At 52.8% G+C, this 25,796-nt stretch carries 24 protein-coding genes; 11 read left to right on the forward strand and 13 right to left on the reverse strand.

What is annotated here, in order from left to right; genetic code table 11:
• The first annotated feature begins 66 nt into the window (after window positions 1–66).
• Window positions 67–324 (forward strand): hypothetical protein, encoded by a 258-nt coding sequence (locus ACPUC7_RS00185; protein WP_494921333.1) that lies wholly within the window; start codon window positions 67–69, stop codon window positions 322–324.
• Window positions 325–668: 344 nt separating this feature from the next.
• On the forward strand, window positions 669–1,850 hold the full coding sequence (locus ACPUC7_RS00190; RefSeq protein ID WP_343551975.1) for a sugar transporter: 1,182 nt from the start codon (window positions 669–671) through the stop codon (window positions 1,848–1,850).
• A gap of 107 nt (window positions 1,851–1,957) precedes the next feature.
• On the opposite strand, the gene bhsA is transcribed toward ACPUC7_RS00190, so the two are convergent.
• Window positions 1,958–2,215 carry a multiple stress resistance protein BhsA gene (gene bhsA, locus ACPUC7_RS00195; protein ID WP_343551974.1) on the reverse strand — a complete coding sequence of 86 codons (258 nt, stop codon included), beginning with the start codon at window positions 2,213–2,215 and terminating at the stop codon, window positions 1,958–1,960.
• Window positions 2,216–2,509: 294 nt separating this feature from the next.
• Here bhsA and ACPUC7_RS00200 point away from each other — a divergent pair, with 294 nt between their 5' ends.
• Window positions 2,510–3,163, forward strand: coding sequence for a TetR/AcrR family transcriptional regulator (locus tag ACPUC7_RS00200; protein ID WP_494921334.1), 654 nt, complete (start codon window positions 2,510–2,512; stop codon window positions 3,161–3,163).
• 61 nt (window positions 3,164–3,224) lie between these two features.
• Here ACPUC7_RS00200 and rhaM read toward each other — a convergent pair whose 3' ends face one another.
• From rhaM to rhaB, 4 genes are read right to left on the reverse strand one after another with little or no spacing between them, the layout of a single operon-like run.
• The gene (rhaM, locus tag ACPUC7_RS00205) at window positions 3,225–3,539 is read right to left on the reverse strand and encodes an L-rhamnose mutarotase (protein ID WP_494921335.1); all 315 of its coding nucleotides are present in this window, start codon (window positions 3,537–3,539) and stop codon (window positions 3,225–3,227) included.
• Complete coding sequence (gene rhaD / locus ACPUC7_RS00210; protein WP_494921336.1) at window positions 3,529–4,371, reverse strand: rhamnulose-1-phosphate aldolase; 843 nt, start codon at window positions 4,369–4,371, stop codon at window positions 3,529–3,531. Before rhaD ends, rhaM begins: the two co-directional genes overlap by 11 nt.
• A gap of 10 nt (window positions 4,372–4,381) precedes the next feature.
• Window positions 4,382–5,638, reverse strand: a complete 1,257-nt coding sequence (locus ACPUC7_RS00215) for an L-rhamnose isomerase (RefSeq protein WP_494921337.1) — start codon at window positions 5,636–5,638, stop codon at window positions 4,382–4,384.
• A complete protein-coding gene (rhaB, locus tag ACPUC7_RS00220) occupies window positions 5,631–7,103 on the reverse strand; it encodes a rhamnulokinase (protein WP_494921338.1) in 1,473 nt (490 codons plus the stop codon). Before rhaB ends, ACPUC7_RS00215 begins: the two co-directional genes overlap by 8 nt.
• Before the next feature lie 290 nt (window positions 7,104–7,393).
• Between rhaB and rhaS the strand changes: the two genes are divergently transcribed.
• Window positions 7,394–8,215, forward strand: coding sequence for an HTH-type transcriptional activator RhaS (gene rhaS / locus ACPUC7_RS00225; protein ID WP_343551967.1), 822 nt, complete (start codon window positions 7,394–7,396; stop codon window positions 8,213–8,215).
• 15 nt (window positions 8,216–8,230) lie between these two features.
• Entirely contained in the window at window positions 8,231–9,097 is an 867-nt protein-coding gene (gene rhaR, locus ACPUC7_RS00230) for an HTH-type transcriptional activator RhaR (protein ID WP_494921339.1), read from the forward strand.
• A gap of 25 nt (window positions 9,098–9,122) precedes the next feature.
• Here the strand turns inward: rhaR and rhaT are convergent, their stop codons facing one another.
• A complete protein-coding gene (gene rhaT, locus ACPUC7_RS00235) occupies window positions 9,123–10,157 on the reverse strand; it encodes an L-rhamnose/proton symporter RhaT (RefSeq protein WP_494921340.1) in 1,035 nt (344 codons plus the stop codon).
• Window positions 10,158–10,523: 366 nt separating this feature from the next.
• On the opposite strand from rhaT, the gene ACPUC7_RS00240 reads away from it, so the two are divergent.
• The 3 genes from ACPUC7_RS00240 to aldA all read left to right on the forward strand — a co-directional run bounded on the left by ACPUC7_RS00240 (window position 10,524) and on the right by aldA (window position 12,599).
• On the forward strand, window positions 10,524–10,847 hold the full coding sequence (locus tag ACPUC7_RS00240) for a hypothetical protein (protein WP_343551963.1): 324 nt from the start codon (window positions 10,524–10,526) through the stop codon (window positions 10,845–10,847).
• 14 nt (window positions 10,848–10,861) lie between these two features.
• The gene (locus ACPUC7_RS00245; RefSeq protein ID WP_008108862.1) at window positions 10,862–10,960 is read left to right on the forward strand and encodes a YoaK family small membrane protein; all 99 of its coding nucleotides are present in this window, start codon (window positions 10,862–10,864) and stop codon (window positions 10,958–10,960) included.
• A 202-nt stretch (window positions 10,961–11,162) separates the two neighbouring features.
• Window positions 11,163–12,599 carry an aldehyde dehydrogenase gene (aldA, locus tag ACPUC7_RS00250; RefSeq protein WP_494921341.1) on the forward strand — a complete coding sequence of 479 codons (1,437 nt, stop codon included), beginning with the start codon at window positions 11,163–11,165 and terminating at the stop codon, window positions 12,597–12,599.
• 39 nt (window positions 12,600–12,638) lie between these two features.
• Here aldA and ACPUC7_RS00255 read toward each other — a convergent pair whose 3' ends face one another.
• Window positions 12,639–13,913 (reverse strand): MFS transporter, encoded by a 1,275-nt coding sequence (locus tag ACPUC7_RS00255; RefSeq protein ID WP_494921342.1) that lies wholly within the window; start codon window positions 13,911–13,913, stop codon window positions 12,639–12,641.
• A complete protein-coding gene (locus ACPUC7_RS00260) occupies window positions 13,910–15,331 on the reverse strand; it encodes a M20 family metallopeptidase (RefSeq protein ID WP_494921343.1) in 1,422 nt (473 codons plus the stop codon). The genes ACPUC7_RS00255 and ACPUC7_RS00260 overlap by 4 nt, the downstream gene beginning before the upstream one ends.
• 147 nt (window positions 15,332–15,478) lie before the next feature.
• Between ACPUC7_RS00260 and ACPUC7_RS00265 the strand changes: the two genes are divergently transcribed.
• On the forward strand, window positions 15,479–16,390 hold the full coding sequence (locus ACPUC7_RS00265; RefSeq protein WP_494921344.1) for a LysR family transcriptional regulator: 912 nt from the start codon (window positions 15,479–15,481) through the stop codon (window positions 16,388–16,390).
• 6 nt (window positions 16,391–16,396) lie between these two features.
• Here the strand turns inward: ACPUC7_RS00265 and ACPUC7_RS00270 are convergent, their stop codons facing one another.
• Complete coding sequence (locus ACPUC7_RS00270) at window positions 16,397–17,992, reverse strand: ABC transporter substrate-binding protein (protein WP_494921925.1); 1,596 nt, start codon at window positions 17,990–17,992, stop codon at window positions 16,397–16,399.
• Window positions 17,993–18,118: 126 nt separating this feature from the next.
• Between ACPUC7_RS00270 and pepT the strand changes: the two genes are divergently transcribed.
• Window positions 18,119–19,345, forward strand: a complete 1,227-nt coding sequence (gene pepT / locus ACPUC7_RS00275; RefSeq protein WP_494921345.1) for a peptidase T — start codon at window positions 18,119–18,121, stop codon at window positions 19,343–19,345.
• 76 nt (window positions 19,346–19,421) lie between these two features.
• Here pepT and ACPUC7_RS00280 read toward each other — a convergent pair whose 3' ends face one another.
• Both ACPUC7_RS00280 and ACPUC7_RS00285 read right to left on the reverse strand, forming a co-directional pair.
• A complete protein-coding gene (locus ACPUC7_RS00280; protein WP_494921346.1) occupies window positions 19,422–20,201 on the reverse strand; it encodes a transporter substrate-binding domain-containing protein in 780 nt (259 codons plus the stop codon).
• 16 nt (window positions 20,202–20,217) lie between these two features.
• Window positions 20,218–21,384 carry a methionine aminotransferase gene (locus ACPUC7_RS00285; RefSeq protein WP_494921347.1) on the reverse strand — a complete coding sequence of 389 codons (1,167 nt, stop codon included), beginning with the start codon at window positions 21,382–21,384 and terminating at the stop codon, window positions 20,218–20,220.
• A gap of 126 nt (window positions 21,385–21,510) precedes the next feature.
• Between ACPUC7_RS00285 and ACPUC7_RS00290 the strand changes: the two genes are divergently transcribed.
• Window positions 21,511–22,353, forward strand: coding sequence for a LysR substrate-binding domain-containing protein (locus tag ACPUC7_RS00290; RefSeq protein WP_494921348.1), 843 nt, complete (start codon window positions 21,511–21,513; stop codon window positions 22,351–22,353).
• Here ACPUC7_RS00290 and ACPUC7_RS00295 read toward each other — a convergent pair.
• Both ACPUC7_RS00295 and ACPUC7_RS00300 read right to left on the reverse strand, forming a co-directional pair.
• The gene (locus tag ACPUC7_RS00295; protein ID WP_494921349.1) at window positions 22,350–24,023 is read right to left on the reverse strand and encodes a methyl-accepting chemotaxis protein; all 1,674 of its coding nucleotides are present in this window, start codon (window positions 24,021–24,023) and stop codon (window positions 22,350–22,352) included. The genes ACPUC7_RS00290 and ACPUC7_RS00295 overlap by 4 nt on opposite strands.
• 212 nt (window positions 24,024–24,235) lie before the next feature.
• Window positions 24,236–25,750: a carboxylesterase/lipase family protein gene (locus ACPUC7_RS00300; RefSeq protein ID WP_494921350.1), complete on the reverse strand. Its 1,515-nt coding sequence runs from the start codon at window positions 25,748–25,750 to the stop codon at window positions 24,236–24,238.
• Window positions 25,751–25,796 lie beyond the last annotated feature (46 nt).

A 25,796-nucleotide genomic window follows, 5' to 3' on the forward strand; every position in this document is an offset into this window, starting at 1 on the left:
TCGCTATAATCATTTCATTCCAACAATAGTTAGACTTTTATTATTTCACAGCAATGAGGACGTTAGATGGGACTCTATTATTACGTCGATAAGCACGCCGGCTATAACGACAATCATGTAGTTCACGCAACGGGCTGCCCGTTCCTTCCGCCCGATGAAGCAAGGCGTTTTCTCGGAACTTTCTATACGCCGACCGCGGCCATTCAGCAGGCACGCAAATACTATGCTAGCGCGATGGGCTGTGAGCACTGCTGTCCGGTTGGGGTAAAAAAAAACATGACCACTCAGAATAGCGTGGCACTAAAACACATGGTGACACTCTGATAATGCTGGCATAACAATAGTTAGCCGGTTAAGTAATTTTGTTAAGCAATACTGAGGCGTTACATCATTACCCTAAAATTCGGCTTAATAATGACTGGACCTTGAGGCTATATGCGTATTGCGGGTCCAGTCGCTCACACAGGCATCGGATAAAAGCAAGAAACGATAATAACCTCAGGCTATTAACAACGACTTTTGAGATAAAAAATATTCAGCAATAAAAGCCTGCCAAACGGTTTCCCTCAGCTCATTAATGCTCCACAATAGCGGCAATTTGTGACAAGCGTCACTTAAATGGGGTGCAATTTTGGCCCTTACACTCGCCGTCTGACTGATTGAACTCCATGCAAACAACCGTTTCCCGTAAAACAGCCTGGCTACGTGTCGTACTGCTGGCTATTGCTGCTTTTGTATTTAACACCACGGAATTCGTTCCAGTTGGCCTGCTGTCGGATATCGCCGCCAGCTATGCGATGAAGACCGCCGATGTCGGCATCATGCTGACTATTTACGCGTGGGTAGTCGCGTTATTGTCGCTGCCGCTGATGTTGCTAACGCGCAACGTCGAGCGACGCTTGTTGCTTTCGATACTGTTTGTCCTGTTTATCGCCAGCCACGTGCTCTCTTCTTTTGCATGGGATTTCACCTCATTGGTGGTTTCGCGTATCGGCATTGCGCTGGCGCACGCGGTGTTCTGGTCAATTACCGCGTCATTGGCGATTCGCGTCGCACCCGCCGGTAAAAAAACTCAGGCATTGAGTATGCTGGCAACCGGAACCGCACTGGCGATGGTACTGGGTGTGCCGATTGGTCGCATCGTCGGTCAATATCTCGGTTGGCGCACCACGTTTGGCATGATTGGTTTGTCAGCGTTAGTGCTGTTGGTACTGTTGATGCGCGTGCTGCCGCGCCTGCCTAGCGAACATACCGGCTCGCTGAGCAGCGTACCGATGCTATTCCGCCGTCCGGCACTGGTGGCGATGTACATTTTGGTCACCGTGGTGGTTACCGCGCACTACACCGCGTACAGCTACATTGAACCGTTCATGCAAGTAGTGGCGAATGCCGACGATAACTTCACCACCTTGCTGCTGCTGCTGTTTGGATCGGCTGGCATTATCGGTAGCGTGTTGTTCAGTACGCTCGGCAACAAATTCCCTTCGGCGATGCTGATCGCGGCGATTGCCATGATCACCCTGAGCATGGGCCTGTTGGTGTTTGCCGCCGTTCGCCCTGCTGCCATTACTATGCTGTGTATCGTATGGGGCATGGCAATGATGATGATTGGTTTGGCTATGCAGGTGCGCGTATTAGCTTTGGCACCCGATGCGACTGACGTTGCGATGTCACTGTTCTCAGGTATCTACAACATTGGTATTGGCGCAGGCGCGTTGCTGGGTAATCAGGTTAGCTTGCATATGCAGATGTCGGATGTTGGTAACGTAGGCGGCATTATCGGCCTGGTTGCGTTGTTCTGGTGTATCGCCATCTTCCGGCGCTATCCTCAGCTTCGTTCAAACGGATAATAAAAAAGCTCCAGAAGGTCATACTTCTGGAGCTTTTTAGTTTCAGGTTCATTTTCCTGCACTGCTATCAGCAACCGCCATCAATGGCGGCCCCGCAGCGTATCCACTCAGTTATAAATAACTGCTGTGCCATTTAGCTTGTTGTTGCCAGAGGTCGAAGTGATGCGGAAGGACTTTGCTCCGGCAGCATTGGCCTTTTCCGAAAGCTGATTCTCCAGCGATGTCAGGTTAGTGCTACCTGAAGCACTGATTACACCAACCTGTTGTTGATTCAGTGGCGCTTCGTTGACCAAATCGGCAGCCATGCTACCGAATGCGATTGAGGACAGTGCTACAGCGGCTAAAGTCAGTTTAATGCTTTTCATAATCGTCTCACTTATACAGATGAATTTGGGGTCGGTCGCGATTTAGTTAACAACCGTTAATTAAATGCTAGCGCCGAAGTGGCCTGCGCGTCAATTATTTTATTAATGGTCGTTATTTTAATCGAAAGTGGCGTGATTATGGGCTTTCAGCCCTTTTTTGACTTATCCATTCGGGTGCTTACATTACTCAAAAGCACAAACGGGCAAAGGCCGAATCCGCTCTGCCCGCATGCACTTGCATATTTATTTAATGATCGGTAATTTAATTGGGTGTTTTTAAGCATTGAGGTGTTCATGACAGCCATTACCGAAACCGCAAACCGTAAAACGCGTGGTCGTCCAAGAGTGTTTGACCGCGATGATGCGTTAGATAAAGCATTAATGCTGTTCTGGGCGCATGGATACGAAGGGACTTCACTGTCGGATTTGGTCAGTGCGACCGGTGCGAAAGCGCCAACGTTGTATGCTGAATTTGAAAACAAAGAAGGTTTGTTCCGTGCGGCAATGCAACGCTACATCGAGACATTCAGCGCACAGCGAAATGCCGTATTAAATGATGATGGGTTGGATGTAAAGGCGGCAATTGAAGCCTATTTTCGTGCTACGGCGGCGTGCTTTACCGAATGCGATAAACCAGCCGGCTGCTTTTTTATCTGTACGTCCAGCGCGTTGTCTTCCGAGTCTCAGGAAGTGGCGCAGATGCTTTCCCGACAGCATCATGCGCAAGAATCAGCGTTACAGGCGTTTTTGGACACGCGACAAGCCCGCGGTGAATTGCCTGCATGTGCCAATTCAGCCACGTTAGCCCGCTATTTAGCGTGCTTGCTGCAAGGCATGTCGGTGCGTGCTCGCGAAGGAGCAAATCGCGAGGAGCTGGATCAAATTGTCGATACACAAATGGCGATTTGGCCGGCGCTCGCGGGATATTGCGAACTGAGCGCGGTATAAAAGAAATGGCAAAGTAGTAACGTCTCAGTGCGCGTAGATCCACACTGAGACGTTGTAGGTTTTAAGGTTGGAAGAACATCGGTTTTAACTCTGCGCTAATCGGGCTGTTATCAGGATTTGATGGCATCAAATCCTTCATCGATGCCCACCACCGTTGGCACACTTCCGTTTTTGCCACCGCTTCCCAGCGCACTTCCGATTCAATTTCCACACTGGCGAACAGCAGATTGCGTTCTGCATCCAACCAAATGGCGTAATTGTGTGCGCCATGCGCTTTCAGTGTTTCAGCCAGTTCCGGCCATATCGGCGAATGGCGGCGCAGATACTCGTCATGACAATGAGCATGTACCTGCATCACGAAAGCTTTACGCAACATCGCTTCGCTCCGCCTGCAAAGCAGCCTGCCATGGCTTGACGTTGAAACGCTCGCCCAATGCGACTAATTGCTCTGTGGTAATGCTTTGACGGATGCCGCCCATCGACAGCGCTTTCACTACCACTTCTGATGATTTCTCTGCGGTGTCGATTAACCCAAATGTTTCGTCCAGGTTTGGACCCGCACCAAAGATGCCGTGGAACGGCCACATCACAATGCTGTGATTTGCCATCGCATCCGCAGTAGCCTGACCAATGCCATCGGTGCCCGGCACCATCCACGGCAAAATGCCGACACCATCCGGGAACACCACCAAACATTCGGTGCTGCCTTCCCACAACAGGCGTGTGAAGCGCGCTGAATCCAAATTCACCACGTAGCTTAGCGCCATAAAGTTCGTTGCGTGGCAATGCATGATGACGCGGTCGACTCCGTTTGAGACTTGCTTACGCACGCTATGTGATTGGAAGTGTGCTGCCAGTTCGGAGGTTGGCAAACCGCCATTGCTCAATCCCCAATGGATTTTGTAGGACAGCCCTTTGTCATCCACCTGTAGTAGCGCTAAGCAATCTGCGGGATCAAGCTGGACGTTACGGAAAAACTTACCGGAGCCCGTCACCAGGAACCAATCATTAGCCAGCGCCGGTGCAGGTTGGGTCAACTCAATGCAACGGGGTTCTGCATAAAATTCACTGCTGAAATCTTTAACTTCTTCCGGTAATAAACGCAGGCTGACGTTGCCGCCGTTGCGCTCATCCCAACCTTTCAACCACATATCACTGGTGGCTTTAACCATTCCCTGAACAAAAGAGGAAGAGAGAATATTTTGCATGGTGTATCCCTTAACGTTGACGCAGTGTTTGTTGTTCATAATGACGGACTTCGCTCAGCCAGCTGGCGTCAGCCGGGACATCGTGGCGCAAACACCATGCTTCCCACACCGCTTGCCATGGCAAGGATTTTTGTTCTTCCAGCATCGCCAGACGCCCGGTGTAATCCCTTTCCGTTTCCAGCTTGCGCAATTGGTCGGTGGGTTCCAGCAATGCGCGCAGCAGCGCCTTCTTGGCATTACGCGTACCAATCACCCACGCCGCTATGCGGTTGATCGATGCATCAAAGAAGTCAAGGCCGATATGAACTTTGTCGAACAGTTTATGACGCGCAATTTCTGTGGCGATGGCTTGGGTTTCGTCATCGAGAATCACCACGTGATCGCTATCCCAGCGCACCGGACGACTGACATGCAGCAGCAAACGCGGCACATACAGCATCGCAGTGGAGATCTTGTCGGAAATGACTTCTGTTGGATGGAAGTGACCAGCATCCAGCGTCAAAGCGGTTTGGCGGCTGCTGGCGTAGCCAAGGCAAAACTCATTGGAGCCCACGGTGTAGCTTTCAGCACCAATACCAAACAGTTTGCTCTCTACTGCATCAATGTGATGTGCGGGATTCAGTTTTTCACTGATCACTTCATCCAGCGCGCTGGCCAAGCGTTGACGCGGTGCGAGGCGATCAACGGTGAGATCTTTCATGCCATCCGGCACCCAAATATTCATGACGGAAGCTGTACCGAGCTGTTCGCCAAAATAGGCAGAAATGCGGCGGCTGGCTTTGCAGTGATCGATCCAGAATTGACGAATGCCTTTGTCAGCATGGGAAAGCGTAAAGCCATCCGCGCTCAGTGGGTGCGAGAAACAGCTTGGGTTGAAGTCGAGGCCCAGCTTTTGGCTTTTGGCCCATTCCACCCAATTACTAAAGTGTTTAGGCTCAATCGCATCACGATCTACCGGTTTATCGCTCTCCAGATAGATCGCATGAAGATTGAGGCGCTTGGCGCCGGGAATCAGCGACATCGCTTTTTCAACGTCGGCACGCAGCTCATCGGCATTGCGGGCGCGCCCCGGATAATTGCCGGTGGCTTGAATGCCGCCAGTCAGTTCACCGTTCGGGTTCTCAAAACCGCGAACATCGTCGCCTTGCCAGCAGTGCATTGATACTGGAATGCCATCCAGTTGCGCCATTACCTGTTCCACATCTACGCCAATTGCCGCGTAGCGTTGTTTAGCCAGTTCAAAGGCCTGTTCAATCAGCTTAGTCATATGCAAGTTCCTTAGCAGGTTGGCACAGCGCAACAAAGCGAGCCTGATTGGCTGCAAAAGCGCTGTTATTCAGCGGTTCAAATTTTTCGAGTGGGAAGTTTTGGCTAATGCAGCGGCGCAGGTCGCTGACGTCACGCAGTTCGCACAGGGCAATTAATTGGCAACCAACGTTGCCCAGCGTTGACGCTTCAATCGGCCCGGCTAATACCGGCAGTTGGCACGCATCCGCACAGAGTTGGTTAAGTAGCGGGTTTTGGCTACCGCCGCCGACCACGTGGAGTTGGCGCAGCGGTGCGGCACGCAATTCACCCAACTCAGCTATCACCTGGCGATACAGCATTGCCAGGCTGTCAAAAATGGTGCGAGCCAGTGCGGCAGGTGTTTGTGGCACCGGCATATTTTGTTCAGCGCAGGCATTTTGAATCTCCTGCACCATGCTGTTTGGATTAATGAAACGTTGGTGATTGGGGTAAATCAGTGACCGACAGGCAGGTTCTTGTGCGGCATCCGCAATCAAGCGACAGAGGTCGGTTATTTGCAGCTCGCTGCAAACGCGTTGTAACAGCCATAAACCCATGATGTTTTTCAGCACGCGATAGCCTTCCGCGCCGCCTTCATTGGTGATGTTGGCGTTCAGGGCGGAGGTACTCACGCAGGGCTGTAAGCTCTCAATGCCGATCAATGACCAGGTTCCGGAGCTAAGATACGCCGCATCGTCCTGCATTAATGGCGTTGCCAGTACCGCGCTGGCGGTGTCATGTGTCGCGACGGCTACCACCGGAATTTGTTGACCCCGTGGGCTGGTCCAGTAACCGACGGTGTTACCCGGTGCGCTGGTTTTCCCAAACCACTTGGCAGGAATGCCCGCCCAAGCCAGCAAATCAGCATCCCAATCACCGCTGTGAATATTGAGCAATTGCGTCGTGGTTGCGTTGGTGTATTCCCAGTTCATCTGCCCGGTTAAACGAAAGTGCAGATAGTCCGGAATCATCAGTGCATGCTGCACTTGCTGCTGCCAGTCAGGTTGTTGCTGATGCAACGCCCGCAGTTGATACAGAGTGTTGATTGAAAGAAACTGGATGCCGGTGCGTTGATAAATCGCTTCTTTACCCAGATCATGAATGGCCTGCTCCATCACGCCTTCCGTGCGTTTGTCGCGATAACTCACCGCTTCACCGACGCGCTCACCGTTGGCATCCAAAAGCACCAGATCAACGCCCCAGGTATCGATGCCAATGCTGTCCGGCACAATCCCTTCATCATCTAACTGAGCCAGACCCAAGCGAATTTCCTGCTCTAAACGATCGAGGTCCCAGCAATCATAGTCAGCACGTTGTACGCGCTGATTGATGAAGCGGCGAACTTCACGCAGGCTGATCTGCTGACCTGCTGAATTCCACTGTGCGAGCATCACGCGCCCGCTGGATGCGCCTAAATCAATGGCAACAATGTTACGCATACTCATGGCGTTTTCTTCCTGTAATGTGATGACAACAGATTAGAAATCTCTGCGTTTTGCCACCTTCCCCTTACTGCCAGTGCGTAATAGTCACTGGCAGACTGACAAAGAAGTTCGTGAGAAAGCTCACATAACCACGCAAAGAGAGAGTTGTGAGCCTTGCCGCATTTCCATCATTCACTGCTGAGATCTTGAAAAATTAGCCATTTTCCTGCGCCACGCAGTTCAAAATTCAAGGTAAGGTGCAGTTCGCCTGCGTAGACTCGGCTGCGGTTGAGTTAATTAAGAGGCGAATTATGACCGTTTTACATAGCGCAGATTTCTTCCCGGAAGGGAATTACGCCATCGCCATAGAACCGCGCGTGCCGCAGCAGGCATTTCCGGAACACCATCATGATTTCCATGAAATTGTGCTGGTTGAGCAAGGTTCTGGCATTCATGTGTTTAACGGTCAGCCGCAGGCATTATCAGCGGGCTGCGTGTGTTTCATCCGCGATCATGATCGTCATCTCTATGAGCAAACAGAAAATTTATGCCTGACCAATGTGCTCTATCGTAGCCCGGCGGCGTTTCGTTTCTTATCTGGCTTGCAAGCGCTGTTGCCGAGCGAAAATGATGATGAATATGCGTCACACTGGCGGATTAATCACAAAGTGATGGCACAAGCACTGCATATCGTGACGCAGATGAAGCAGCAAGATAGCTGGTCGCTGGAGCGCCATGCTCATCAGGAGCAGCTGTTTTTGCAACTGTTGGTGCTGCTGCGCGAGGCGGCTCACAACGATCAATCGCAGGATCAGGAAGCCCGTTTACATCGGTTGCTTGACTGGTTGAATGAGCACTACAGTGAAGATATCGCGTGGGATGTGTTGGCCGACCGGTTCTCTTTGTCGCTACGGACGCTGCATCGTCAGATGAAGCAGCAAACCGGCAATACACCGCAACGTTATCTCAATCGGTTGCGCCTGTTACAGGCGCGGCATTTATTGCGTCATAGTGATATGCGCATTACGGACATCGCCTATCAGTGTGGGTTTGGTGATAGCAATCACTTCTCCACCCTGTTCCGGCGCGAATTTGGTTGCGCCCCGAGATCGGAGCGCCAGCAGATGCTATAACGGGAGCGTTTCCACATGTCGCTGATATTGACGCGCGAAGACTATTTTCCAGCCACCAATCTGCCGATTGCTGTGGCTGAGCGCATGCCGCAACCCTCCTTTCCGCCCCATCGTCATGAATTCAGTGAAATCGTCATCGTCTGGCGCGGCAATGGCCTACATGTTTTAAACGACCGCCCGTGGTTGATTACCTGTGGCGACGTTTTTTACATCAACGACCATGACTGCCACAGTTATGACAGCGTCAACGACTTAGCGCTGGATAACATTCTTTACTGCCGCGATCGTTTCCAACTGGGGTTGGATTGGCATCAGTTAATTCCTCCGCAGGAAGAACACTCACCGGCCTGCTGGCGATTGACGACACGCGGCATGGCATTGGCGCGGGGTGTGATCAGTCAGTTAGAGCGAGAAAGTCGTAAAAGTGATTCACTGTCGACCCAACTATCAGAAGCGTTATTTTTACAGTTGGCGTTGATTCTGCGGCGTCACGGATATGCTGCCGATCGGCCTTGGGCATTGCCCGAAGGCGAACAACTTGATCTGCTGATGTCGGCCTTGCAAGGAGCGATCAGTCGTCCCTTTGATTTAGCCGCGTTCTGCGAACAAAACCAACTAAGTGAACGTGCCTTAAAACAACTCTTTCGCCAGCAAACTGGGATGACAGTCGGGCACTATTTGCGTCAGTTGCAATTGTGTCAGGCGAAGTATTTGTTAAGAACGCAGGATTGTTTAATCAGTGAAGTGGCTGCACGTTGCGGTTTTGATGACAGTAACTACTTTTCTGTGGTGTTTACCCGTGAAACCGGTTTGACGCCGAGTGCATGGCGGCAGCGTTTTGTGCCGCAGCGTCTGGTTGTAACGGAAAAGGCAAAAGCCTGACGCACATTCTGCGTCAGGCTTTTGATCAGGCTGCCATACCTAATCCAACGATGTTGGCTGCAATGATAATCACCACACAACCCAGCGACAACACACGAACTGGACGCTGTCCCACGGCTTTCCACTCTTTCAGTACCAATCCAACCAAGCCGCCGCACAACACATACAAGCTCATGTGCAGCATCCAGCTGACGAAGTCATACTGCGCAGGGATTTTGGCGTGGCCCCAAGCGTAGAAGAAGAATTGCAGATACCACATGGTGCCGCCTAATACAGCAAACGCGATATTGGCGAGCAGCATTGGTTTGGCTACCGAGAAATCACGACGTACAGAGATATCGGTTTTTACACCTAAACGAATGAAGCAGTAAGCCAGGTTGACCAGCGCGCCGCCACCCATGATGACGACATAGCTTGGCAGTGCCACGTACAATGGATTGATTCCCAGATTGGCAGCGGCTTCGTGCATCGGTTTGGCCGCATCCATCGCAAATGACATCCCGGCTGAGAAGATGCCGCACAATACTGCCAGCACCAGCCCTTTTTTTAGGTTGAACTCTTCCGCATTAATCCCCAGCGCCCGCTCTTTCAACAGACCGGCACGCGACACAATCCCGACTCCAATTAACGCCACAAACACGCCAAGCAGCGTCATGCGGCCACCTGCTGAACTAAACAGTTCGACAAAGCGCCCTTGCAGCAACGGCGTCATCAAGGTTCCTACCACCAAGGTGATGCCAATGGCGATACCAATCCCCATCGACATGCCCAGATAGCGCATGGTTAAACCGTAATTAATGTTGCCAATGCCCCACATGGCACCAAACAAAAACACCGGTAACAGTTGAGAGAAGCTAAAACTGCCGTAATACGCCCAGAAGTTTGGCAGCAGCACCGCACTGACCGTCCATGGCAGAATCAACCAGGACATGATGCCGCCCACCGACCACATTGTTTCCCAAGACCACTTCTTCACCTGCTTAAATGGAGCATAAAAACAGGCGGCGCTGGCGGCACCCACCAGATGCCAGAAAATACCTGCAATGATGGCACTGTTCATTGTTATTCCTTCGTAAGGTTGAGGCCAACAGGAAACCGACGGTTTCCCGATTACCCGCAGTCTACGGTGGGGAGCTTTTCGTCAGCCTTTGAGTGACTGCCGGAAAATGGAGGTTGCTGGCAAAATTCGGTGGGTTGTCAACATAAGGATCACAAAATCGCATTTGCAGGTAATAAACGCACTAAGTCGGATAAGTAACTTATTATTCAGCATATTTCGGGAATATGTTGTGTCGATCAGCACAGTTTTTGCTTTGCTGCCAACTCTCCGCTTAACATGGCAGTCACACAAAGCCGCGCGCCAGGCTTTCCCCAATGGCAATTAATCCGTATAACGTTGGGAAAATCATCGGGACGAAGGATTGAGATGAATACCAAGAGATTGAGGCTGTTGCTGTCGCAATCGGTCAGTCGTGTGATGCTGGATGACATCCGCGCGATCGTGCCTGCGCAGGCGTTGAACGTGTTTATTAATGGATTAGATGAAGCCCATTACGCCACGTTGGATTGTGTGCAGAGCGAAGAGAACTGCGCGCTGCTGGCATCGGTGATTGTGGTGTGGCGTCAGTTAGGCCATGTGCACAGCATTCATTATCAGAAAGGTGAACATCTGCGTCAGGTTGACGACGCCACGCAATTCCAGTTGTTCAGTATGATGAAAACCCATCGCGCGATCGTTCAGCTCGCTTAACTTGCGGAATTATTATGAAAATCGGACTGCTGTTCCCCATTGCCATCATTATTGCTGGTGTCAGTTTCCTCGCGTGGTTTATCGCCAGCGGCGCGGCGATGCCGGGTTCTTGACAATTATTTAACCTTCCTGTTTCTGACACTAACCCGCTGAAAGCGCGGCATTTCGCCAGGAATGCTGCGTTGGTCGTGCTTTTCTTCCCATCCTTGCCACCAGTCGAACGTCATTGGCAGTGACAAAAAGGTGCTACACCTTGATCTGTTTCACTCTCCATTTCACACAAATTTAACGAAACCGATCGCGGAGACCCTGCACATGACAACACACCATCAACATTATATTAATGGCGCGTTTGTTGCCGATCAGAACGACAAATGGATAGAAGTGATCAATCCGGCAACTGAAGCACTGCTGTCACGCGTGCCTGAAGGACGTAAGCAGGACGCTGCTCAGGCGATTGCAGCTGCGGAAGTGGCGCAACCAGGCTGGGAAGCCTTACCAGCGGTTGAACGTGGCACTTGGCTGCGCAAAATTGCCGCTGGGATTCGCCAACGCGAGCCTGAACTGACCACGACAATCGTTGCTGAAGGCGGTAAAACTCAAGGTTTAGCGCAAACCGAAGTGTTATTCACCGCCGATTATCTTGAATATATGGCGGAGTGGGCACGCCGTTACGATGGCGAAATCATTAATAGCGACCGCCCTAACGAGAACATCTTCGTCTTTAAGAAAGCCATCGGCGTCACCACCGGTATTTTGCCGTGGAATTTCCCGTTCTTCCTGATTGCGCGTAAAGCCGCGCCAGCGTTGGTCACCGGCAATACCATCGTGATCAAACCCAGTGAACTAACCCCGAACAACGCGGCGATTTTCGCGCAAATCATCCATGACATCGGCCTGCCAAAAGGCGTGATCAACTTTGTTTACGGTTACGGATCAGAGATTGGTCAGGAGCTGGCGGGCAACCCGAAAGTGGGATTAGTCAGCTTAACCGGCAGCGTCAACGCCGGTATCGCCACCATGGAAGCGGCGGCGAAAAATGTTACCAAAGTGTCGCTGGAGCTAGGCGGAAAAGCGCCGGCCATTGTAATGGATGACGCCGATCTGGATCTGGCGGTGAAAGCCATCGTCAGTTCACGTGTTATCAATACTGGGCAAGTGTGTAACTGCGCCGAGCGCGTTTATGTGCAGGAAGGTATTTACGATCGTTTTATCAGCGCACTGACCACGGCGATGCAGCAAGTGAAGTTGGGTAATCCCGCGGAGCAGAACGATATTGATATGGGGCCGCTGATCACTGCCGCGGCGCTGGAACGCGTCGAGAAGAAAGTGGCGCAAGCGGTGTCTGACGGTGGCAAAGTGGTGTTAGGTGGCAAACGTGTCGGCAACAAAGGCTTCTATTTTGAGCCGACCATTATCACCGGCGTACGTCAGGATATGGAAATCATGCGCGAGGAAATTTTTGGCCCCGTGCTCCCGGTGATGACTTTCAAAACGTTGGATGAAGCCGTCACGCTAGCGAATGATTGCGAATACGGGCTGACGTCGTCGATTTATACCCAGAATCTGAATACCGCGATGATCGCTCTGCGTAAGCTGAAATTTGGCGAGACTTACATCAACCGAGAAAACTTTGAGGCGATGCAAGGTTTCCATGCCGGTTGGCGCAAATCGGGTATTGGTGGTGCTGATGGGCGTCACGGTTTAGAAGAGTTCCTGCAAACACACGTCGCGTATTTGCAGTTTTCATAACTAAGCAGACAGGTCGCCTTACCGGCGACCTGTTACTTTCTAGCCCAGACGTTTTTGACTGCGTAACAACGCCAAACCACTCAGCACTGACATCGCCATCAAATAATAGCCGGGGGCTAAACTGGTACCGGTCGCGCTAATTAGCAAGGTACAAATCAACGGTGCGAAGCCACCAAATACCGTGACCGCCACGTTATAGCTGATCGCCATGCCGCTAGCACGCGTGCCAATCGGGAACAGATCGGCCATCACTGAAGGCACCGTCGAGAAGTAGATCGACTTGAGCAGCGCCATCCAACACACCAGCAAAATCAGCGTGGTTGGCGTGGTGTGTTCGACCACCAGCTTAAAGGCTGGATAAATAGTGACGATCAGCAGCATCAATGAGCCCCACATCAACGGCACACGTCCTACGCGCTCCGCCCACAAACCCATAATCGGCGTCACCACCGTCAAAATCACGCCCGCCAACAAGGTTGCGGTAAACGCTACGCTACCGGACAAATGGAGATTTTTAGTGGCGTAGGTTGGCACGTAATTCAACATGTAGTTGACCGCCGTAGAGATCACCATCAGGCCAATCGCTAACAACATCAGCTCTTTCTGGCGACCAAACAGGCTTTTCAGCGGTGCCGCTTCTGGTTTGTGTTCGGCAAAGCTTGCCGGTTCGTGCACGTGACGGCGGATATAGATGCCCAGCGGACCAATAAGCAGACCGAAGGCAAACGGAATGCGCCATCCCCAATCCTGAATCTGGTTTTCCGTGAGGATTTGCGTCAATCCCAAGCCAAAGGCGGAAGCCAGCAAGGTACTCGCGCCCTGCGTAGCAAACTGCCAACTGGCGATAAATGCTTTACGCTCCGGGAAATGTTCCACCAAAAACGCCGTCGAGCTGCCAAATTCGCCACCTGCCGAAAAGCCCTGTACCAAACGCGCCAGCAGAATCAGCAGCGGTGCCGCTAAACCGATACTGCTGTAGCTCGGCATAAAAGTGATCACCGCGCCGCCGAGCATCATCAGGTTGATCGACAGCAGCAACGCCTTTTTACGTCCATGACGATCGGCATAGTTACCCAACACAATCGCGCCTAACGGACGAATCAGGAACGATACGCCAAAGCTACCAAAAGTGAGCAGCATGGAAACGGACGGATCGCTGGTAGGGAAAAAGGCATGCGCGATATAGCTGGCAAAAAAGCCGTAAACCGCGATATCAAACCACTCTAAAGCGTTACCGATGCAGGTCGCGAACAGGGTTTTGTGCAGATTAGGTTTCACCGTGCTGATCGGCATTGAGGTATTCATGGTGCTCATTGATCACCTCCAATATGCGCACGATGCTGCGCAACCAATTCCGCGCCCTGCTCACCCAAATCCCACAGCAAGCGGGTCATGATCTGCAAGCCTTCACGCGCAATCGATTTCAGCATGTGTTCGTTGACGCCATGCTGGCCACAAGCCGGATAAGAGTGTGGCACCCACAAAGTTGGCAAACCGAGAATGTCAGAGAACACTTCATTTGGCAGCGAACCGCCGAGATTCGGCAACAGCGCCGGTTTCTTGCCGCTGGTTTCCGCCATGCTGTTTAACACCCAATCAACCAGTGGATCGGTAGGATCGAGGCGCGTCGCCGGTGATCCACGCATAAACTCCACCTCGACATAGCCGAAACCGTGCTGTTGCAGATGCGCGCTGACGTGTTGAGCCAGATTTTCCCAATCGGTACCGACCACGAAACGTAACTGGCACACCGCCGTTGCGCTGCCCGGAATGGCATTCATGGGACGCGCCGGATTGCCGCTCAGGAATGACAACACTTCCAGCGTGTTCCAGCCATACACGCGTTCCGTCGGCGTTAAGCCGGGCTCGCCCCAATTCGCATCAATCGCAGGATCGCCCGGCATGCCGCCAACCTCGATATCGTTGAGAATGTCGCGCACTTGCTGCGTGAGAGAGTTAGGTTTCAGCGCCTCAACCTGCAACACGCCTTGCGCATTGACCAGCGCGGCAATGGCATTGGCCAATTGCGTGCCGGGATTGGTGAGTAAACCGCCCCAATTGCCAGAGTGATAAGCGTTGTCACGCGCGTTGACGGTCAAACGGAAGTTCACCGCACCGCGCGAGCCGAGGAACAGCGTGGGACGAACCGCATTCAAACGCGGGCCGTCGGAAGCGATAAACACATCGGCTTGCAGCAGTTCAGCATGCTGCTGACACAATTGTGCTAAGCCCGGCGAGCTGATCTCTTCGCCCATTTCGAACAGCATCTTGCAGTTGAAGCCTAAACGGCCACCACGTGCGTTAAACACCTGCTCAAGCGCCGCCAGATTGACACAATGCTGTCCTTTGTTATCGGCGCTGCCACGGGCATACCAACGATCGCCCTCTTCAACCAGCGACCACGGCGATAAACCGTCACGCCAGTTTTCATCATCGCCAAACACCACGTCACCGTGACCGTAACTCAGTAAGGTTGGCAGCGACGGATCTTCGATGCGTATCGCCACGAGGAACGGTCGATTGTCGGCTTCTGGGTTATCAATAAAATGCAGAGTGAAGCCCAGCGCAATCAGCTGCGGGCCGATTTCGTCCTGCAAATAACGCTGCAATTCGGTGTCACGATCCTGCCGCTGGCTTTCGGTACGTTGTGCCACGCGACGTGCCAAAATACGTTGAAATTCCCCGCTATCAAAATAAGCGGTGGCCTGTTGAACCGCCTGTTGTGCTGTCATGTTTGCCCTGTCTTTTATTGTTTTAGATCAATTCATCTTTGCGGAAACAATGCTTTGCCACAATTATCAATTTATCGAGTAAGCTTTGCTTTTAAAGCAAACCCATGCTGCCCAGTTTCGAGGCATGCACCAGCTTGAGGCATCGCTATGTTGAGCAGTGAAATCCGCTATTTTCTCGCCGTCGCCAATACCGGCTCGCTCAGCGCCGCCAGCGAACAGTTGTTTGTGGCGGTTTCCGCCATCAGTCGCCAGATTCAACGGTTAGAGCAACAGGTTGGTGTGCCGTTGTTTGAGCGTCACGCACGCGGCATGGTGCTGAATGAAGCCGGAGAAATCTTCGCGCAGCACGTGCGCAAGAATTTGCTGGATATGGAATATGCGTTAGCGGAGATCAAAGGATTGAAAGCGGTGCGCCGCACCCAGATTCGGGTGGCCTGCACCGATGGTTTGGCATTCACCTTGCTGCCACGCTTGGTTGCTGATTTCCGTAACGACAATCCTGGCGTGCTGTTCGATGTGAAAGTTACCAGTACGCAAGGCGTGGCGGAATCATTGCGCAGTGGCGAATGTGATGTGGCGTTGCAGTTTAGTTTGCACGCCGAACGCGGTGTCGATGTGATTGGATCCTGGCCTGCGCCGGTGCTCATCGTCATGCACCAATCACATCCGCTGGCGAGTGCCGAACAGGTGACGCTCGCCGATCTGGGCCATTATCCGTTGGCCTTGCCGCAGCAGAACACCACGGTGCGCCAGCTGTTTGAGCTGGCCAGCCATATGAGCGGCAGCCTGGTTGAACCGGTGATGACCTGCGATACCTTCTCGATGCTGTTCCACTTCTTGCTGCGCACGCCGCTGGCAGTGACGATTTGCAGCGCGTTTACCGTGTTACAAGAGGCCGAAACGCACGGTTTGATTTTGCGTTCCGTGGGTATTGACCAACTCAGTCAGCGCACCTTGCAGTTGCAGACGCAATCAGGGCGGCCTCGCAGCGCCGCCCTGAATGTGTTTCTCGATTTTCTGTTACAGCGACTCAATGCCATGGAGCCGGCGATTGTTTGAGGTCAGTTAGTTTTTGATATCCACCGGATAGAAGATGTGTTTACCAAACGGATCGACTTGATAACCGCTCACTGATTTGCGTACCGGCTCGAAAATCGTCGAGTGTGCAATCATCACCGCCGGCATTTGGTCATGCATGATTTGCTGCGCTTGCAGATACAGCGCCACGCGCTTGTCATGATTCTGCTCGGCGCGCGCTTCGGTAATGATCTTCTCAAAAGGCTGATAACACCACTTCGACGAGTTAGAACCGCCATTCGCCGATGTGCAGCTGTAGAGTGGACCAAAGAAGTTATCTGGATCGCCGGTTGCCGTGGTCCAGCCCATCAAGGCTGCCTGATGCTCACCGTCTTTGACGCGTTTCAGGTATTCGCCCCACTCATAGCTGACGATATTGGCTTTAATCCCCACCTGGGCCCAATCGGCCTGAATCATTTCGGCCATACGGCGCGCATTCGGGTTATACGGACGTTGTACTGGCATCGCCCACAGCGCAATTTCCGTACCCGGCTTAATCCCGGCTTCCTGTAACAACGCTTTGGCTTTGGTCGGATCGTAGTCGTAATCTTTCAGGTCTTTATCGGCGCTCCACACATCCGGCGGCAAGATGTTTTTCGCCACGCTGCCGGTGCCTTTAAAGATGGCATAGAGGATCGCCTGCTTGTTAATCGCCATCGCCAGCGCCTGACGCACTTTCACGTTATCCAAAGGCGCTTTGGTGGTGTTGAACGACAAGAAGCCAGTATTCAGGCCCGACTTCTGTTCAAGGGTGAGATCGGGATTGCTGCGCATTTTTTCCAGATCGGCCGGATTGGGGAACGGCATAATCTGACACTCATTTTTCTCCAGCTTGGCGTACCGCACTGAGGCATCCGGGGTGATAGAGAATACGATGCGATCGAGTTTGGCTTTGCCCTGCCAATATTGCGGGAAGGCTTTATACAGAATGCGTGAATCTTTTTGGTACTGCACCAGCTCAAACGGGCCGGTGCCGATCGGCTGCATATCCACCTTTTCGGGCGTGCCGGCTTTTAGCATTTGAGCGGCGTATTCGGCCGAATGGATCGAGGCGAAGTACCACGCTAAATCGGCGAGGAATGGCGCTTCGGCATGTGCCAGCGTAATGCGCACCGTATTGTCATCGACTTTCTCAATGTTCTTGATCAGCTTGGCTAACTCAAGGCTTTCAAAGTTGGCGTAGTTGCCACCCGAAACATTGTGGTAGGGATTTTTCGGGTCCATCTGGCGCATAAACGAGAAGATCACGTCATCGGCATTCAGATCGCGCGATGGAGTAAACTGCTTGTTGCTTTGAAACTTCACCCCTTTGCGCAGATGGAAGGTGTAGACCGTACCGTCTGGGCTGATATCCCAGCTTTCGGCGAGGCTCGGCACCAGTTCGGTAGTGCCGGGCGTGAAATCCACCAGCCGATTGAAAATCGGTACCGCGCTGGCATCGACGCTGGTTCCCGAAGTGTAAAGTTGCGGGTTGAAATTCTCTGGTGAACCTTCAGAACAGTAAACCAGCGTCTTAGCCGATACGCCGCCCGCCATCGCTAATGCCAGGGCGCTGAGGGTAAGTTTTGCTATCACTTTTTTCATCATGATCCTCGCTTTTTATTGACTTCCATGAGTCAGCTTCGTTATGTAATGTTCATCTGATTAATAAGTAACATGATTTAGCGCGTTGGCGAACCAACAACGCCATATTGCTGATAAGGAAATGTGATGACAGACCAACTCGCCAGCCAATTGACCCAACGTTTTTACCGTTATTTAGCCGTCTCCAGCCAAAGTGACGCCAAATCCACCACGCTGCCCAGTACGCCTTCGCAACATGCGATGGCCGAGCTGCTGGCGAAGGAATTAACCGATCTTGGCTTGCAGGATATCGTTATCGATCAACACGCCACGGTAACCGCGGTGAAGCCCGGCAATCGCCCAAATGCGCCACGTGTCGGCTTCATCACACATATCGATACTGTTGATGTCGGCCTGTCGCCTGATATCCATCCGCAAACCTTGAAATTCACTGGCGAAGATCTGTGCCTCAACAACGCGAAAGATATCTGGCTGCGCGTGGCGGAACATCCGGAAATTAAGCCGTATCTCGGACAAGAGATTATTTTCAGCGACGGCACTAGCGTGCTTGGCGCGGATAATAAAGCCGCGGTCACTGTGGTGATGACGCTGCTGGAAAATCTGCATGGCGATCACGGCGACATCGTAGTGGCATTTGTTCCCGACGAAGAGATTGGCCTGCGCGGCGCGAAAGCGTTGGATCTGGAGCAACGCTTTAACGTCGATTTCGCCTGGACCATCGACTGCTGCGAGCTGGGCGAAGTGGTGTATGAGAATTTCAATGCCGCCGCCGCTGAACTGATTTTTACCGGCGTGCCAGCGCATCCCATGTCTGGCAAAGGCGTGTTGGTGAATCCATTGCTGATGGCGCATGACTTTATCTCGCGCTTTGATCGTCTGGAAACGCCGGAACATACTGAAGGTCGCGAAGGGTATATTTGGTTCAACGATATGCAGGCGAATGCCAGCCGAGCGGTGCTAAAAGCCTCAATTCGTGATTTCGATTTGCAGAGTTTTGACGAGCGTAAACAGCAATTGGTAGAAGCCGCCGATGAGATTGCAGCACGTTATCCAACAGGACATGTGGCGCTGACCATCAACGATACTTACAGCAATATCAGCAATGCGATTGGGGAAGATCGTCGGGCAATTGACCTGATTTTTGCCGCGCTGGAGCAAGTCGGCGTAGAACCGAAAGTGATTCCGATGCGTGGCGGCACAGATGGCGCGGCGCTGTCGGCGAAAGGATTGTTGACGCCAAACTTCTTTACTGGCGCGCATAACTTCCATTCGCGCTTTGAGTTCTTACCGGTGCCTTCATTTATGAAGTCATATCAGGTTGCCGAAGCGTTGTGTTATTTGGCGGCAAAGTGAGATAAAAAAAGGCCGTCATGAATGACGACCTTACACAATCCAACGTTGGGTCGCCATTGATGGCGACCTTTTGGTTTTATTTATTCGCGGTTACGTCGATGCCTGGGAAGAACTTGGCGGCCAGCTTGGTCACCGTGCCATCGTTTTGCACTTTGGTGATTGCCGCGTCCAACTCGCCTTTCAGCTTGTCATCACCTTTACGCAGACCAAAGCCGATGCCGGTACCCAGAATGGTATCGTCTTCAACGGGCTTGCCGACAAAAGTGAAACCTTTACCTTGTGGCTTCTCAAGGAAACCAGATTGGCCAGCCGCTGACATCACCAAGGTGCCGTCCAGACGACCGGCCACCATGTCGTTATAAACCTGGTTTTGATCCTGGTAAGAGGTCACGGTAACGCCCTGCGCTTCCCAATGTTTCTTAGCGTAGGTTTCCTGAATCGAACCCTGCAACACACCGATGTTTTTGCCTTTCAGCGATTCAGCGGTCGGCAGCAGCTTCTCACCTTCTTTGACGATCAGCATGGTCGGAATACGGTAAATCGGTTTGGTGAAGTCGATGCTTTTAGCACGCGCTTCGGTGATGTTCATCGCCGAGTTGATGGCATCAAATTTTTTCGCCTGCAGTGCCGGGATCAGCGCATCAAAACTGCTTTCCACCCACTTACAATCAAACTTGCCCACCTGGCAAATTGCTTTACCCAGTTCGATATCAAAACCTTCCAGTTCGCCCTGCGCGTTGCGGCTTTCAAACGGCGGATACTGCGATTCCAGACCATAACGTAAGGTTTCCTGCGCCAGCGCGTGCGCCGAGGTCAGCATGCCGAGAGCCACAAACAGTGCGTTCAACTTTTTCATTATATTTACCCCTAAGTTACCCTTTGACCCGGCAGAGCGCTTCTGCACCGGCCTGAAGTGTTGCGTCGTCTTTTGCGAATGACAGGCGAATCAATTTATTGTCAGTGCCGTCCATATAAAACGCCGACAACGGAATGGTAGCCACACCGTGATCGACGATGAGACGTTTTACCATTTCGCTATCACTTTCGTCACTGAAATGTCCGTAGCTGGCCAACATAAAGAAGGAACCGGCACTCGGCAGCAGCTTAAACGGCGAATCTTGCATCAACGCCAGCAGCCGATCGCGCTTTTCCTGATAGAACGGCGACAGTTGCAGATAGTTTTGCGGGTTTTGCAGGTATTGGGCGAATCCGACCTGCATTGGCGTATCGGCGGCGTACATCATGAATTGATGCACTTTGACGATCTCATCCATCAATGCGGCCGGCGCCAGCGCATAACCGACGCGCCAGCCGGTAACGTGAAAGGTTTTACCGAACGAGGAAACCACCACGCTGCGTTGCGCCAGTTCCGGATGTGTCGCCATGCCGCAATGTTTGCGACCATCAAACAGAATGTGTTCGTACACTTCATCCGACAGCACTACGATATCGGTATTGCGTGTCAGCGCGGCTAACTGCTCGAGATCGGCAGCAGAAAGCACCTGAGCGCTGGGGTTATGCGGCGTGTTGATGATGATCATGCGGGTGCGCGGCGTAATGGTCGCGCGCAGTTCATCCCAATCGATGGCAAAATCCGGCACCTGTAATTTCAAACCGATTGGCGTCGCGCCCTGCAAACGCACCACCGGCGCGTAGCTGTCAAAAGCCGGTTCGAAGAAAATCACTTCGTCGCCCGGATGCACCAGCGCGGAAATGGTCATGTAAATGCCCTGGCTGGCGCTGCCGGTAATCAGCACTTCGCTGCCCGCGTCATATTGCTGTCCATACAAGCTATAGACTTTTTCCGCCAGCGCTTCGCGCAACGCCGGTAAGCCGGTCATCGAGGCGTATTGGTTATGACCTTCACGCATCGCTTTGCTGACCAGTTCAACCAGATGCGGATCGCACGGGAAGTTGGGCGCACCCTGCGACAAGTTGATGGCTTTATGTTGCGCCGACAGTTGGCCGATGACGCTAAAGATCGTCGTGCCGACATCGGGCTGTTTTGAAGAGATGTTAACACTGCTATTCAAGGTCATCGTTGCCTCGTGCGGTTGCATAACCACGTAATGAAATTAGATTTCTATTCAACGGTGTGTTGCTTGAGTCGACAAGCGAATTGTTGTCATAATAGCCATGATATAAAATCATAGCTTGAGGTTGTTATGTCCCGCTCTGCTCTGCCGCTGAATGCCATCCACGCGTTTCTGGTCACTGCGCGTCATCTCAATCTCACGCGCGCCGCCAGCGAGTTGTGCATCACGCAAGGCGCGGTGAGCCGTAAAATTGCCACGCTGGAAAGCTGGCTGGGATTCGCGCTGTTTGTCCGCCATGCGCGCGGTCTGCATCTCACGGAACAAGGCGCCGCGCTGTTGCCGGAGTTACAACAGGGTTTTAATTTGCTGGTCAACGCCACCGAGAAAGCCAGTCGCAGTAACGCTTCGATTCGTTTGAAAGCGCCAACCTGCGCGATGCGCTGGCTGGTACCGCGTTTGGTCGCATTGGAACAACAGCGGCCAGAGATTCACGTGGCGCTGACCACCACGCTGGATCATGGCTCGCAGCTGGAGAATTTCGATGCGGCGATTGTGTTTGGTGCGTCACCTGCGGGTTCGCTCTGCCTGTTCGAGGAGCGCTTAACGCCGGTAATGGCCAGCAGCGTCGTGCCGCCAAGCCATATCGACGAATTAGCAAAATTCACCTTCCTGCATCCGACACCAGACACACGTGATTGGCAGTTATGGTTAGCGCAGCAAGCCGCTACGCTGCCAATGGCGCGCAATCAACATTTTGCCACCATGGATCTCGCCATTAGCGCGGCAATTCAGGGATTTGGCGTGACGGTGGCGGATGTCACCCTGGTGCAAAATGATTTGGCAAACGGTCGCTTGATTGCGCCGTTTAACGCGGATGTGGCAACCGGCGCAACCTACAGCTTGTTACGCCGCGATGAGAAGGATGCGCCACCGTTCCTGCCAGAGCTGGTGGCGTGGTTATCACAAGCTTAGAAAGAAACCCAATCGTCAGCGCTGGCGGCTTTCGGCTGACTCACGGCGGCAACGCTCGACAGTTGCGGACGGCGCAACACCGCAGTTGGCGCAGCGACTTTGCTCACTGGGGCACTATCCGATAAGCGGAATTTAGCCACCGACGCTTGCAGCTCTTGCGTTTGACGCTCCAGCGCGCTGGCCGCCGCAGACACTTCCTCAACCAGCGAGGCGTTTTGCTGCGTCACGCTGTCCATTTCAGTGACCGCGGTGCCAACCTGCGAAATGCCTTTGCTCTGTTCTTCCGAAGCGGCTGCGATGTGCTTCATAATTTCATTCACATCCTGCACCGACTTCAGAATATCGTGCATGGTGCTGCCTGCGCTGCTGACCAGTTCCGAGCCTTTTTCCACACGCTGCACCGAGTCTTCGATCAAGCCCGCGATCTCTTTCGCCGCGCCGGCGCTGCGCTGTGCCAGATTGCGCACTTCACTGGCTACCACCGCAAATCCGCGCCCCTGTTCACCGGCGCGCGCGGCTTCAACCGCGGCATTCAGCGCCAGAATATTGGTCTGGAAGGCGATGCTGTTGATCACGCTGGTGATCTCGGCGATCTTTTTCGAACTACCGGAGATCCCTTGCATGGTGGTCACCACTTCACCAACTAAACGCCCGCCTTGCTGCGCGGTGCCGGTCGCCGTTTCGGCGAGTGTGCTGGCCTGACGCGCGTTATCCGCATTGAACTTCACCGTGGCAGTTAACTGCTCCATGCTGGCGGCAGTTTGTTCCAGCGCGGCGGCCTGCTCTTCGGTGCGCGATGAGAGATCGTTATTGCCAGAGGAAATTTCCGCTGCACCGCGATAGATGTTTTCAGTGCCGCTGCGAATCGCGCTGACCGCTTCACGCAGGCTGTCCTGCATGGCGCGTAACAGCGGCACTAATTTACCGACGCAGTTGCGACCAAACTCTTCCACCGGTTGACTAAGATCACCCTGCGCAATGACAGAGAAATGATTGCGAATGCGTTCCAGCGGCTTCACCAGCAATGCCACCAGATAACGATCGGTAAACAGCAGAATGAACAGCCCGGTTATTACCGCCGCGATGATAATGATCTTGGTGATGCGGGTGAGCTTATCGACGGTGACGCGGGTTTCATCAAGCTTGTCACCGGCGGCTTTATTAAAGGCTTCCGCGCTGGCACCAAAGGCACGACTGAGTGCTGGCGTCACGTTATTGGCCTGCGCGCGAAACGCATCAACCGTGCCTTGTTGCGCCAGCGCCACTTGCGGCGCGATGCCTTCATCCAACAATTTTTGCCAGTTGGCAATCACGCTATTTACGGTGGCCTCGTCCATCGGACCTGGCGCCATCGCTTTAAATTGTTCCAGCTGTTGTTTCATGCTGTCCAGCGCTTGCTGCGCCGGCGTAAACGCATCGGCGCTCACCGCAGCCCCGGCCGCACGCCCTTCCATTACCCGTGACAGGCGCGTTACCACACGAAAATATTGATCGTTCCCTTTGCTTAATACGGTCATCTGATTGACCAATTGACGGTCAATCTCGTTGCCCTCGCCGAGGGCGTTCAGTGAATGGACGCTAAACAAGCCAACGGCACACCACAGCAGGCAAAACAGCCCAAGAATGGTGAGCATAACGGCGCGGATGGTGAAATTTTTTAAGATACCCATACATAATCCCTTGGTGGAAACGCTAAGGAGGCCCGATAAAATCGGGCATATTGCGTTTATCGGCATCGCAAAGGGAAAATGTAACGCTTTAGTAAGCTAAAAAATTGCTCGCTGCGGGTAATGTCACAAAAATGCTATGAAAGGAAATCAGTAAGATAGGCGCAAATTTGGCTTAAAAAATCATTTGCGCAGTTACACCATTAGCAGGCTCATTAAAGTTTGACGTGGCTGCGCATCATTAAACGGAACAAACGTAACCGGCCACGCATAAAACGCGCCTTGACCACCGCATGCGGCTTGCCTTGATCTCCCAGTGCCAAAGTTACATCTTCACCGGGCCGCCAAACTGGCCAATCAACCTCGCCGGGCAAATGGGCGCTAAATTCGCTGGCTTCCCGCGCGAACGTCACCCAATAAGCGCTGACTTGCGAGGCAAACGCCTGATCTTTTTCACTGTAGACGCGACCGGAAGGCATCAATACATCGAGTGTATTGAACACATACGGGATTTCATTGCCATGCCAGGTGCCGTGCGGATAGAGATCGCGCGCATTTTCCGAGACGTAATCAAACCAGTAGCGCCAGGTCGACATGCCGATATTGTGCTGCGCTTGCGCAATCATTAGCGGTAACACGGTAAAGGCCATATCGCGAGCCACTGCGCGCCCCAACAAGGCGTCATCGTGCAGATCGTAAAGCCATTTCATTAAGCGATAACTGAAGCGATTTTTGCTGCGCATCTGCTTTAATACCGCGGTGGCATCCACGCCAAAGAAATCCAGCACGCTGGCTTCGTCGCTGTTGCTACCGATCAACAAGGGAACGCGATGCTGTTTACCGCTGAGAAAGGTATTTAGCATCGGTTTGGGCAGCACGGCATCGCCGCTGATTGGCACCGGCCCGAGAAATAGTGAGCGATCCAATGACCAAAACTGATCGGCGGGCAGTTCACGCAGTTGCTCGGCGCTGGCCTCTGGCGGCAGATCAAAATGTGCCGCAACCTGCAAACCAATTTGCTGCGCCTTTTTCTGTGGCACATCCGGCAGGCTGTAAGCACTTTGCACAATGCCTTTGTGGAACAGCCCTTCAGCCAGCGGGGAACAGCATAGCGATAACACGCTACGCGCGCCGGAAGATTCGCCAAACAAGGTGACGTTATGACGATCGCCGCCAAACGCTGGAATGTTGCGTTGTATCCACTGCAACGCGGCAATTTGATCGAGAAGCGCAAAGTTATTGATCACGCCGCCAGCAGGATATTGCGCATCCAGTGTGGGATGAGCGAAGAAACCGAAATGACCCAAACGATAATTGATGCTGACCACTACCACACCTTGTGCCGCCAGCGCTTTGCCGCGATAAGGATCAAGATGGCTGGCGCCGATGGTAAAACCGCCGCCATGAATCCACACCATTACCGGTAAAGGGCGCGAAGGTTCAACATCGGGTGTCCAGATATTGAGATACAGACAATCTTCGCTGAAATTGCCAGGATCGCCACCGCCCGCAGCCACGCAATACTCGCGGTTCTGCCAGCTTGCTGCGCCCCATTCTGTGGCGTCGCGCACCGTTTGCCACGGTTCTACCGGCTGCGGCGGTCGCCAGCGCAACGCGCCAACGGGTGCGGCGGCGAAAGGTATTCCCTTGAAGACAAAAAGATCTTCATCCATCAGGCCTCTGAGTTCACCCTCTGCGGTCATGATCCTCAGACGTCGTTCGTTTTTCATCTCGGGTTCCCTGATAATGCATCGTTCCATTATTTGCAGGCCTTGC

This window comes from Pantoea sp. CFCC18179 (assembly GCF_059412405.1).